Origin of the sequence: Allobosea sp. 67-29 (assembly GCF_001898115.1) — a bacterium.
Lineage (GTDB): Bacteria > Pseudomonadota > Alphaproteobacteria > Rhizobiales > Beijerinckiaceae > Allobosea.
The window spans coordinates 154592-165644 of record NZ_MKSQ01000023.1 but is presented as its reverse complement, the minus strand read 5'-3'; the positions used below and the strand labels follow the sequence as shown (position 1 = coordinate 165644).

Annotated in this window: 11 protein-coding genes; 4 read left to right on the top strand and 7 right to left on the bottom strand. The window is 65.0% G+C overall.

The window, feature by feature from the left end; translation table 11 throughout:
* From BGO20_RS17710 to BGO20_RS17695, 4 genes are all read right to left on the bottom strand, one after another.
* On the bottom strand, positions 1–2506 hold a 2506-nt coding region (locus BGO20_RS17710; RefSeq protein WP_299858475.1), incomplete at its 3' end, for an efflux RND transporter permease subunit.
* Positions 2503–3918 carry an efflux RND transporter periplasmic adaptor subunit gene (locus BGO20_RS17705; protein WP_079590979.1) on the bottom strand — a complete coding sequence of 472 codons (1416 nt, stop codon included), beginning with the start codon at positions 3916–3918 and terminating at the stop codon, positions 2503–2505. The genes BGO20_RS17705 and BGO20_RS17710, both read right to left, overlap by 4 nt.
* Entirely contained in the window at positions 3915–4313 is a 399-nt protein-coding gene (locus tag BGO20_RS17700; RefSeq protein WP_079590980.1) for a FixH family protein, read from the bottom strand. Before BGO20_RS17700 ends, BGO20_RS17705 begins: the two co-directional genes overlap by 4 nt.
* Before the next feature lie 127 nt (positions 4314–4440).
* A complete protein-coding gene (locus BGO20_RS17695) occupies positions 4441–4896 on the bottom strand; it encodes a hypothetical protein (RefSeq protein WP_079590981.1) in 456 nt (151 codons plus the stop codon).
* A 125-nt stretch (positions 4897–5021) separates the two neighbouring features.
* Here BGO20_RS17695 and BGO20_RS17690 point away from each other — a divergent pair, with 125 nt between their 5' ends.
* The 3 genes from BGO20_RS17690 (at position 5022) to BGO20_RS17680 (ending at position 6354) form a co-directional block, all read left to right on the top strand.
* The gene (locus BGO20_RS17690; RefSeq protein WP_079590982.1) at positions 5022–5354 is read left to right on the top strand and encodes a four-helix bundle copper-binding protein; all 333 of its coding nucleotides are present in this window, start codon (positions 5022–5024) and stop codon (positions 5352–5354) included.
* A gap of 31 nt (positions 5355–5385) precedes the next feature.
* Positions 5386–5769 (top strand): CopM family metallochaperone, encoded by a 384-nt coding sequence (gene copM, locus BGO20_RS17685; protein ID WP_079590983.1) that lies wholly within the window; start codon positions 5386–5388, stop codon positions 5767–5769.
* 87 nt (positions 5770–5856) lie between these two features.
* Positions 5857–6354: a DUF305 domain-containing protein gene (locus tag BGO20_RS17680; RefSeq protein WP_079590984.1), complete on the top strand. Its 498-nt coding sequence runs from the start codon at positions 5857–5859 to the stop codon at positions 6352–6354.
* Positions 6355–6646: 292 nt separating this feature from the next.
* Here the strand turns inward: BGO20_RS17680 and BGO20_RS17675 are convergent, their stop codons facing one another.
* The 3 genes from BGO20_RS17675 to BGO20_RS17665 all read right to left on the bottom strand — a co-directional run bounded on the left by BGO20_RS17675 (position 6647) and on the right by BGO20_RS17665 (position 9134).
* Positions 6647–6823, bottom strand: coding sequence for a hypothetical protein (locus BGO20_RS17675; protein ID WP_176168533.1), 177 nt, complete (start codon positions 6821–6823; stop codon positions 6647–6649).
* Between the two features lie 104 nt (positions 6824–6927).
* Positions 6928–8385, bottom strand: coding sequence for an ATP-binding protein (locus BGO20_RS17670; RefSeq protein WP_291660531.1), 1458 nt, complete (start codon positions 8383–8385; stop codon positions 6928–6930).
* Positions 8382–9134 carry a response regulator gene (locus tag BGO20_RS17665; protein WP_079590986.1) on the bottom strand — a complete coding sequence of 251 codons (753 nt, stop codon included), beginning with the start codon at positions 9132–9134 and terminating at the stop codon, positions 8382–8384. The genes BGO20_RS17670 and BGO20_RS17665 overlap by 4 nt, the downstream gene beginning before the upstream one ends.
* A 72-nt stretch (positions 9135–9206) precedes the next feature.
* On the opposite strand from BGO20_RS17665, the gene BGO20_RS17660 reads away from it, so the two are divergent.
* Positions 9207–11039: a TolC family protein gene (locus tag BGO20_RS17660; protein WP_291660530.1), complete on the top strand. Its 1833-nt coding sequence runs from the start codon at positions 9207–9209 to the stop codon at positions 11037–11039.
* The last annotated feature ends 14 nt before the right edge of the window (positions 11040–11053 follow it).

The following is an 11053-nucleotide window of genomic DNA, read 5'->3' as shown; positions in this document are numbered from 1 at the left end:
GCGCGATCGCGTTCTGGGCATCGCGGACATAACCGCCGAGATCGCGCCCGACTGTATCCACGAAGATGTAGACCGCGAGTTCGCCATTCTCGGTGCGGATCGAGGTGGCGCCGCGCTTGCACTCGATGCTCGCAACCTCGCCGAGCGGCACGCTGGCGCCGGACGAGGTCGAGACCTGGACCTCGCGCGCGATCGCCTGCGGATCGGAGCGCAGGTCGCGGGGATAGCGGATCGCCACCCCGTAGCGCTCGCGCCCTTCGACCGTCGTCGTCACAGTCTCGCCGCCCATCGCCATCACGACCGCATTCTGGACGTCGCCGACGGAGAGCCCGTAGCGGCCGAGTGCGATCCGGTCCGGCACGATGTCGAGGAAGTAGCCGCCGATAACGCGCTCGGCATAGGCACTGCTCGTGCCCGGGACGGCCTTCAGCACCGTCTCGATCTGTCGGGAGACTGCCTCCATCTGGGCGAGATCGGTGCCGAAGACCTTGACCCCGATGGGCGTGCGGATGCCGGTCGCCAGCATGTCGATGCGAGCCCGGATCGGCTGGGTCCAGGCGTTGGAGACGCCGGGGAACTGGAGAGCCTTGTCCATCTCGGCCTTGAGGCTGTCGAGCGTGACGCCTTCGCGCCATTCCGTCTTGGGCTTCAGGTTGATGATGGTCTCGAACATCTCGGTCGGCGCCGGGTCGGTTGCCGTCTGGGCGCGTCCGGCCTTGCCGTAGACCGAGGCAACCTCCGGGAAGGAGCGGATGATGCGATTCTGAGTCTGGAGCAGCTCGGCCGCCTTGGTCACCGAAATCCCTGGCAAGGTCGTCGGCATGTACATCAGCGTGCCCTCGTCGAGGGACGGCATGAACTCCGAGCCGAGCTGCCGCGCCGGCCAGAGGCTGAGCCCGAGGACGGCCACCGCAGCCAGGATCGTCAGGGTCTTGGCGCCGAGAACGCCGCGGATCATCGGACGGTAGAGCGCGATCAGGCCCCGATTGATCGGGTTGCGGCTCTCCGGAATGATCCTTCCCTTGACGAAGATGACCATCAGGGCTGGGACGAGCGTCACCGACAGGAGCGCCGCGGCTGCCATGGCGAAGGTCTTGGTGAAGGCGAGCGGCCCGAACAGGCGACCCTCCTCCGCTTCCAAGGTGAAGATCGGCAGGAACGAGACGGTGATGACGAGCAGGCTGAAGAACAACGCCGGGCCGACCTCGCTAGCCGCCTCGATCAGGATCTCGACGCGTGGCTTGTTCGACTGAGCCCGTTCCAGGTGCTTGTGGGCGTTCTCGATCATGACGATGGCGGCGTCGATCATCGCGCCGACGGCGATGGCGATGCCGCCGAGGCTCATGATGTTGGAGCCAAGCCCCAGCGCCTTCATCGCCGCGAAGGCCATCAGGATGCCGACCGGCAGCATGATGATCGCCACCAGGGCGCTGCGCAGATGCAGAAGGAACACGATGCAGACCAGCGCGACGATGATGCTCTCCTCGATCAGCGTGCCCTTTAGCGTCTCGATCGCCCGCTCGATCAACCCGGAGCGGTCATAGACCGGCACGATCTCGGCCCCGCCCGGCAGGCTCGCCGCGACCTCGGAAAGGCGCGCCTTGGCGTGTTCGATCACGGAGAGCGCGTTGGCACCGAAGCGTTGCAGGATGATGCCGCTCGCGACCTCCCCCTCGCCGTTGAGCTCGGTGATGCCGCGCCGCTCGTCGGGACCGAGTTCGATGCGGGCGACGTCGGATAAACGAAGCGGTACGCCGCGGTCACTCTTTAGGACGATGTTTTCGATATCCGCGATCGACTTCAGGTAGCCGCGGCCGCGAACCATGAACTCGAACTCGCTGAGCTCGACGGTGCGTCCGCCGACGTCCATGTTGCTGTTGCGGACCGCCTCGCGCAGCGTCGAGAGCGAGACGCCCTGGGCGCGCAGCCGCACGGGATCGACGACGATCGCGTATTGCTTGACGAAGCCGCCGACGCTGGCAACCTCGGCCACCCCCTCGGCACGAGAAGCCGCGAAGCGCACGACCCAGTCCTGTAGGGAGCGCAATTCCGCGAGGGTCATGTTCTTCGCGATGACCGCATACTGGTAGACCCAGCCGACCCCGGTCGCGTCCGGCCCGAGCGTCGGCGAGACGCCAGGCGGCAGGCGCCGCGCGGCCGCGTTGAGATATTCGAGCACGCGCGAACGCGCCCAATAGGGATCGGTGCCGTCCTCGAAGATGACGTAGACGAAGGAGACTCCGAAGAACGAGAAGCCTCGCACGACGCGCGCCTTCGGCACGGTCAGCATCGAGGTGGTCAGCGGATAGGTGACCTGGTCCTCGATCACCTGAGGCGCCTGGCCGGGATATTCGGTGTAGACGATGACCTGGACGTCGGAGAGGTCCGGGATGGCGTCGAGCGGCAGGGTCTTCAGCGCATAGACACCCGCCGCCACGGCGAAGGCAGCGGCCACGAAGACGAGGATCAGGTTGCGCGCCGACCAGGCGATCAGGCGGGCGATCATGGCTTGGCCTCCGGCTGCGCGAAGCCGCTCAGGGCGGCCTTGAGATTGCTCTCGGCGTCGATCAGGAAGTTGGCGGAGACGACGACGCGGTCGCCTTCGGAGACGCCTTCGGTAATCGCGACCATGCCGTCGCCGCGACGGCCGAGCTTGACCTCGCGCGGCTCGAACCGACCCTCGCCCAGATCAAGAATGACGACCCGGCGCGAGCCGCTGTCGATCACGGCGCTGTCGGGAACCGCGAGTTGCGGAGCTGCGTCATCGGAGCCGATATCGACGTCGGCATACATGTTCGGCAGCAGGATGCTGTCGCGGTTGGCAAGCTCGATCCGGACCTTCGCCGTGCGCGTTGCCTCGGCAATCTCCGGGTAGATCACGCCGACGCGTCCCTCGAAGGAACTCCCCGGACGGCCGCGCAGCCGCACCGTGGCTGGCGCGCCGATGCCGACGGCGGCCAACTGGCGTTCCGGAACATCGGCCAGAACCCAGATCGTCGAGATGTCGGCGAGCCGGAACAGACTGCCGCCGGCCGTCATCTTCATGCCGTCGCTGACCGAACGCTCCAGCACGATGCCGTCGCGCGGCGCCGACCAGTTGATCGTCAGCGGCACCTTCCGGCTGCGCTCGATCTCGGCGATGACCTCCGGCGGGACGCCGAGGTTTTCCAAGCGCTGCCTTGCGCCGCCTTCGGGCACGCCGCGCGCGGCGGCATTGAGCTCGGTGATGAACTGCGCGCCCGCGGTGCTGATCTCCGGCGAATAAATCCGCGCCAGTCGCGTGCCTCTCGTGACCCGGTCGCCCGTCGTGATCGGCGCCACCTCCTGCACGAAGGCATCAGCTCGGATCGTCACGACCGAAACCCGTCGCTCGTCGAGCTGGACCACGCCGGGCACGTGAATCGTCTGGACGATGCTCTGACGCCGGACAGGTTCGGAGCGCACGCCGCTGCGCTGGATGCGCCCGGGCGAGAGCTTGATGACGCCGTCCTCGTTTCCCTCGCCTTCGTAGACGGGGAGATAATCCATCCCCATCGAGTCCTTCTTCGGCACCGGGGACGTATCCGGAAGCCCCATGGGATTGCGGTAGTAGAGGACGCGCTTCGGGTCGGCCTGCGCCGTCCGCTCCTCGCTCGGAGGCTTCACCTCGAAGCTGACGTCCTGGCTGGCGTGGACGGCCGTGAAGGGCCTGCCGTCCACGGTCTGGCGCGGCTGTGCCGAATAGACAGGCTTCCGGTCCGGGTCCTGATAGTAGATGACCGGACCGGTTCCGACGGGCTCGTTTGCCGCGAGCGAACCTTCGATGCCGAGCCAACCACGCCAGCCGACGGCAAGGCCGCGATGTCCGGCCCAGTAGCCCGCACCTCCCGCCGCCAGAATGGCGGCAAGAGCGAGGCCCGTGAGGGCGATGGGTTTCATGGCACGGCCTTGAGGATCAGCTTGTTTTCGAGCGCGCCGGTTTCGCCCTGTACCTTGGCGCCGAGCGAGAGCCGCCAACCGCCGGCCATCGTCAGGTTCGTCTTGAAGCGGTAGGTGCCCGGCTCGGTCGACGGCATCGTCTCGATCAGCGAGGCCATCATCTCCATCCCGTCGGGTGCCATGTCGATGCGCTGGGCGAAGATCACCGCGTCCGGGACGGGCTTGCCCGAACGCTTGTCGATGAGCGTCACGGCGACGACGACGCCGTTGCCCTGCTTGATCTCGTTCTGGACGAGCCGGAACTCGTAATCCTTGATGTCCGCGAGCGCCGGGAGCGAAACGGCGGCGAGCGGAAGCGCTGCGGCAAGCACGCGCAACGTGTTGATGAGGGTCATGTTCGTAGTCCTGAGTGCATCAGGCTGCCGCATGGGCGCACAGCCTCAGACGTGGCCCTGGCCACGGCTCACCGTCCGCCCGGAAGTTCCGTGCGGACGAATCCAGCGCAATTCGCGCTGACGATGCTCAGCTTCGTGGAGGTCGCGCGGGTGGCTCGAACGGACGAGACTGACGCGTGGCCTCGTCTCCCGACAGGCTGAGCTCGGCGACGAACGCCCTGGCGAGCGTGACGAACGACGCCGGCTCGCTGGCAAAGCACTTCGCCAGGCAGAAACTCAACGCGGGACAGTTGGTCGTGCAGTCCTTGGCCTTGTCGTGATCCGTCGGACAGCACGGCATGGCGCCGCCGTCCATCGGCATCGCCATTTCAACGGTATCGGCCCGCTCGAATCCGGCGCTCGCCGGGCTGACGAAGGCAGCCAACGTGGTGGCCGCGACGAACAGGGCCAGAATCAGACAATGCGCAACGAGCCGAAGCGTCATGACACCGAAAATGGCACAGCGGCCAAAACAGAGGAAGGATGGAACTTTCAACAGTTCGTCATCGCCGGGCCTTCGACCATCGTCGTTGCGCCCCGTCAATAACCCTCGCGCGTGTCCGGCGGCGCATTGTTACAGATTGTTGCAGACAGGAACTCCTCATGGTCGCACGCGTCTTCCCCCAGTAGCCCTTCAACGCAATGGCGACAGGCTCAAGGAGAACGATCGTGCACCAACCGTCCCCCGAGATGCAGGCATGCATTGACGAGTGTCTGCGCTGCTACCAGGCCTGCCTGGGCATGAGCACCAACCATTGCCTCAAGCTCGGTGGCGACCATGCCAGCCCGGATCACATCCAATTGATGCTCGCCTGTGCCGAGACCTGTCGTGCCAGCGCCCAGGTCATGATCATCGGCTCGCGGCATCACAAGCATCTCTGCGCCGAGTGCGCCGATATCTGCGAAGACTGCGCCAACGAATGCGAACGGATCGGAGATATGGACGACTGCGTCCGGGCTTGTCGGCGGTGTGCCGAAAGTTGCCGGAAGATGGCGGCATAGCCGCTCCCCTCCTTATCCCGGGAGTACTCACATGAAACACCTCACAGTGATTGCTTGCCTTGCGGCATCGATCGTGACCGTCGCTTTCGCCCAGCCAGCTCCCAAGCCCGATACGGGCCACGGCATGCCCATGAAGATGATGATGCCGGATGCATCGGACTCCGCGTCGACCAAAGAATACAAGGCGGCGATGATGCATATGATGCAGTCCATGCCGACGACCTTCACGGGCGATGCCGACGTCGATTTCATGACGCAGATGAAGGCTCACCACCAAGGTGCGATCGAGATGGCCAAGATCGTACTCGCGAACGGCACGGACCCATCGGTCAAAAAGCTGGCGGGTGAAATCGTCAGCAGTCAACAGCGCGAGGTCGAAACGATCGAGCAGTGGCTGAAAGCCAAGGGCAAGTAGCCCTTGCCTTCTGCGGGCGCTGGCCACCTTCGTTCTCATCGCGACGGGTGTGGCAACCGTCCGCTTTCACGCCGAGTGGAGACGGATATGCAGAACCACCACCGGGCCCACGGCAGCCCTTCGCAAGGCGGTCACGGCTCGCATGGCAGACCCTATCTGATGTTCTGGCTGAACATGATCCTCGGCCTGATCGTCATGTACGTCGTGATGTTCTCGATGATCGACGGCTGGCGCGACTTCCGGAACAATCTGAACATGTTCTACATGGCGATCACGATGTGGGCGCCGATGGGCATCCTCATGCTGGCGACGATGCCGGGCATGTTCCCGAACAAGAGCGCCAACGTCGTTCACTACGTCGCCCTTGCGTTGCTCACGGTCGCATCGCTCTACGCAACGCGAAGCCAGACCCTGATCGATGATCGCCAGTTCGTCGACTCGATGATCCCGCATCACTCCGGCGCGATCCTCATGTGCCGTGAGGCGAAGCTCGCCAATCTGGATCTGAAGAGGTTGTGCGAGGCGATCACGAAGGCACAACGCGAGGAGATCCAGCAGATGGAGGCGATAAGAGGTCGGCTGTAGGACGCCCCGTGACGAAACCGCCTTGATGTAAACCAGATTCCGGCAGTGCTGCTTCGACTTCCTGGCGCTCGCGGTCACGCATGAGGCAGGGAGTCGCGCGCGGAATCTCGTTCATCCAGGCCGCCAAGCGACCCCATATCATCGGCTTCGATCTCGAAATCGATCATCGCGAACCTCTCTCCTCCAAGCCCTCCCGGGTCAACCTTCGGCAAGGGACCGACGCCGTTCCGGACATTCCACCGCAGGAGGATTACGACGGCGTCGATCCCTGCGTGGGAGGATGCCGGATGGATCAACGGTGCCGTCCGTTCGACCGTGACGATGACCGTCCCCTGAACGCCTCGGGTGCCGAAGCCAGGACCTCCAGAGCCTGCAAGAACAACTCTGCGACATCTGGCCTGTTTTCCGTGATGGCCTGCTTCAGGGCGGCAAGGGCGACTGTTTCGAGCTTCCGCTTCTTGATGGTCATGGCGACCTCTTTCGCTGAAGATCCGGAACCGTGCGCCCTCCCACGACGGCAAGGTCAAGACCCGCCGCGATATCGCGGCAGCGGGGCCTTCCCGATCAGGCTGCCTAGTTCTTGGCCGCCAGCGATCGCTCTGCTCGATCCGAGACCCCGAGCTTCGCAAGCTCGACGGAGTTCGGCGATCTCGCCGTGATCGCCCCCTGGGGCTTGGCCTTCGGCAAGGTGATCATGACGCGCAAGCCGCCGGAGGCTCGATTGGCCAGATCGATCTTCCCGTCGTGAGTGCGGATCACGGATGCCGCGATGGTGAGCCCCAAGCCGGTCCCGCCGGTCTCGCGCCCCCGGGATTCCTCAAGCCTGACGAAAGGATGGAACACCCGCTCCATATCGGTCTCCGGGATTCCGGGGCCCTCATCCTCCACGGTGATGACGAGGCTATCGCCGATGTCCGCGATCATGACCTGGGCTTTCGCGCCGTATTTGATCGCGTTGCCGATGATGTTCGAGAATGCCCGTTTCAGGGACAGAAAGCGCCCCGAGACGGGGGCGGATGTGATGCCCGCCAGTGAGACGTCGTGCCCCAGGTCGACATGCTCGTCGACGATCGTCTCGATGACCGACGCGAGGTCGATCAACCGGATGGCTTCGCTGGAAACGCCACCGCGAAGGTATTCCAGCGTCGAGTCGATCATCGCTTCCATCTCGCCGAGATCCGCGTCGATGAGGCCTCGCGTGGCTTCATCGTCAAGCAGTTCCGAACGAAGCCGAAGCCTGGTGATCGGGGTGCGCAGGTCGTGCGACACCGCGGCCATGGCCTGCATGCGCTCGGCAACGAGGCGCTGGATCCGCTCCCGCATGGTGTTGAAGGCGCGGGCGGCACGGCGCACTTCGGCCGGGCCACCCTCGGAGAGGGGTTGCGGCGCCTGATCCAGGCTGAAGCGCTCGGCCGCGAGGGCGAGATCCTTCAGAGGACGCGTCGCCCAGCGCAACAGAAGCAGCGCGACGACGACGATGCCGACCCCGAAGCAGATCGTCGCCGCGATGACGCTCCAGTCGGCATGTTGGTTCACTCCGAGGGCGGAAGAGGAGAAATTCACCCAGGAACCGTCATCGAGCCGCACCGAAACCAGCATCATGTGCCGATAGGCGTCCGCCTCGCCTGCTGCCAGCGCTCCGTCGTCGGCGAAACCGACCCTGAAGGATTCCGCGGCGAGTTCGGGCGCGAGCGTCTCGAGCCGCGCCTCCATCGTTCGCGTCCTCTCCGTTCCCGGAGCGCTGCCGAGGACCAGGCTGACCTTGCTCCAATGCACTTCCAGGCTTGCGCTCGACAGATCGTGGGCGACGCGGTCGCGGTCCGGCGCCTCCGGAAGGCCTGCGATCACCCGTTTGATCGAGACGATGCGCTCGGCCAGGCCGCGATCCTGCCCGAGGGTCGCGAGATTCTCCACGCTGACGCGATAGGCCCAATAGCCCAGCAGATGAAAGGCGAGCAGCGCCGCCACCAGGATCAGGATGGCGCGGCTGGCGACCGTATCCGGCCAAAGCAATTTCGCCGGGCGTCTCAAGAGGATCGTCCTTCCCGATGATCGACCTGGGACGTGAAGATGTAGCCGGCGCCGCGCACCGTCTTGATCAACTGCCCCCCGCGGGCATCGGCCTCGAGCTTGCGGCGCAGGCGGCTGATCTGCACGTCGATCGTGCGATCGAACGGATCGCCGCTCGTCCGCGCCTTGGCGAATTGCATCAACGCCTCCCGCGACAGGACGCGATTGGCGTGCTCGACGAAGGCAACGAGCAGGTCGAACTCGCCCGTAGAGAGATCGATCAGCGTGCCGCTCGGCGAAACCAGTTCACGCCGACGCAGATCCACGCGCCAACCGTCGAAGCTGACCGCCTCGCTCGGACTCGCTTCGGCCGGACCGCGCGCGGCGCGTGACCGACGCAGCACGGCGCGTATCCGGGCGAGCAGCTCGCCCGGACTGAAGGGCTTGGTGACGTAGTCGTCCGCCCCGCCTTCGAATCCCATGATCCGGTCGCTCTCTTCGCTGCGAGCCGTCAGCATTACGATCGGAAGCTGCGAGGTCGCCCGGATGTCCCGGCAAAGCTCGATGCCGGAGCGACCGGGCAGCATCAGGTCGAGCACGATCAGGTCGATGGCGGAGTGGGCCATGACATCCATCATGACGCGCCCGTCCGGAGCCCCGGTGACCTGGTAGCCGTAGCGCTGGAGAAAACGGGCGACCAGCAGCCTGATCTGCGGATCGTCATCCACAACCAGGATATGCCCGTGGTCTTCGGAAGCCGTGTTCGTCACGCGCGTCGATTCCAGTCCGCAATGCGCCTCGGCTTCTGCCGAGCCGGACTTGTATAGCGCGCCCGGAAGGGAGTGCCGCCTGCCGGATTGAAACAATTTGTAACGGACACCGACGGACGGCCGCTGTTACCCCTGTTGCATCATGACAGGGAGCCGAATCGTGAGCTTGATGAAGGTGCCGTTGCTGATGGCGGTAGGTCTGGCACTCGGTGCCTGCTCCGCCACGGTTCCAGACCATCTGGCGCGACCTGCCGATCCGAACGTCCGCGTTCCCGCCGTCGCCTATCGCAGCGTGACGGCCGGTGCTTCCACCTTCCGCCCGGCCGAGCCCAAGGATTGGAAGGAACTCAACCGCCAGGTCGGACCGAAGTCATGACCTTGCCTGACCAGCCGACCGCTTCGTTCATTCCACGATTTCCAGCCGACCCCGAAAGGCCGACCTTGCTTCCTTCGACCTTACCGATCGGCCGCCGCTCGTTGCGCTGGACCCTGCTCATCGGGGCGGCCGCGCTTCTCGGAGGCTGCGCCAGCTTCTCGGCCGACGGCGGCATGGGGGCAATCCAGTCCGCAACCTATGCCGATATCGGCAAGCAGGTGGTCAAGATCGGCGACGATCAAGCGGAGCTCACGACGAAGGCCCGGGTCGATCAACTCCTGCGCAAGCCGCTGACGGCGGATGCAGCCGTGCAGATAGCCTTGCTCAACAACCGGGGCCTTCAGGCCGCCTTCAATGAGCTCGGCATGGCCGAGGCCCAGATGGTTGCGGCCAGCCTGCCCCCCAATCCGAGCTTCGGCATCTCCAAGCTCTCCGGCCGCTTCGAGATCGAGATCGAACGACAGATCGCGGGGAGTTTGTTGGCGCTTGCGACACTGCCTGCCCGAGCGGAGATCGCTCAGGATCGCTTCCAGGCGGCACAACTGCGTGCCGCCGAAGCGGTGCTCAGGTTGGCGGCGGATACCCGCCGCCAATATTATCGGGCGGTCGCCGCCAACGCCCAGGTCACGTTCTATCAGGAGGCCAAGGCTTCCGCCGACGCTGCCTCCGAGCTTTTCAAGCGGCTCGGCGAAACCGGCGGCGTCAACAAGCTCGACCAGGCGCGGGAATACGCCTTCGAAGCCGAGTTGACGGTGCAGCTCGCACAGGCGCGCCAGCAGCAGCGACAGGAACGCGAGCGCCTCGTCCGCCAGCTTGGGCTCTGGGGCGACGATCTCAAATTCCAGCTTGGCAGCCTGCCTCCCCTTCCGAAGCTGCAATCGGTGAAGGCGGTCGAAGCGGAAGCTCTGCGCAAGCGGATCGATCTGCGCGTCGCGCGCGCCGAACTCGACGTTCTGGCGAAGTCCTTGGGGCTCACCCAGGCGACGCGCTTCGTCAACGATGTCGACCTGCTCGGCCGCCGCACCTATGATCGTGGACGCGTCATCAACGACCATGGCCATGTCGAGCGCGAGTCGAGCCGCAGCAAGACACTGGAACTCGAGATCGAGATTCCGATCTATGATTTCGGCCAGTCGAAGGTCGCCCTCGCCGAGCAGACCTACATGCAGGCTGCCAACAAGTTGGCGGAAAAGGCGGTCAATATCCGCTCCGAGGCGCGCGAGGCCTATACCGCCTATCGGGCGAACTACGACATCACGCGCCAGTACCAGAACAACGTGCTGCCGCTTCGGAAGATCATCCAGGACGAGTCGTTGCTGCAATACAGCGGCATGCTGAACGACGTGACCGATCTGATTACCGACGCTCGGAACCGCATCCTGTCGAACGTCGCGGCGATCAACGCCCGGCGTGACTTCTGGATCGCCCATACCGACTTCAAGCACGCGCTGATCGGTGGCGGCAGCGGGGGCGGCGGCGCCACGGTCACCGCGGCGGCTGCCGGCGGTGACGCCGCTGGCGGGCACTGAAGGAGCTTTCCGAG

Excerpts from the sequence above, each read along its gene's own strand:
- BGO20_RS17705 (WP_079590979.1), bottom strand. The coding sequence starts at position 3,918 with ATGAAACCCATCGCCCTCACGGGCCTCGCTCTTGCCGCCATTCTGGCG.
- BGO20_RS17700 (WP_079590980.1), bottom strand. The coding sequence starts at position 4,313 with ATGACCCTCATCAACACGTTGCGCGTGCTTGCCGCAGCGCTTCCGCTC.
- copM (WP_079590983.1), top strand. The coding sequence starts at position 5,386 with ATGAAACACCTCACAGTGATTGCTTGCCTTGCGGCATCGATCGTGACC.
- BGO20_RS17680 (WP_079590984.1), top strand. The coding sequence starts at position 5,857 with ATGCAGAACCACCACCGGGCCCACGGCAGCCCTTCGCAAGGCGGTCAC.
- BGO20_RS17675 (WP_176168533.1), bottom strand. The coding sequence starts at position 6,823 with ATGACCATCAAGAAGCGGAAGCTCGAAACAGTCGCCCTTGCCGCCCTG.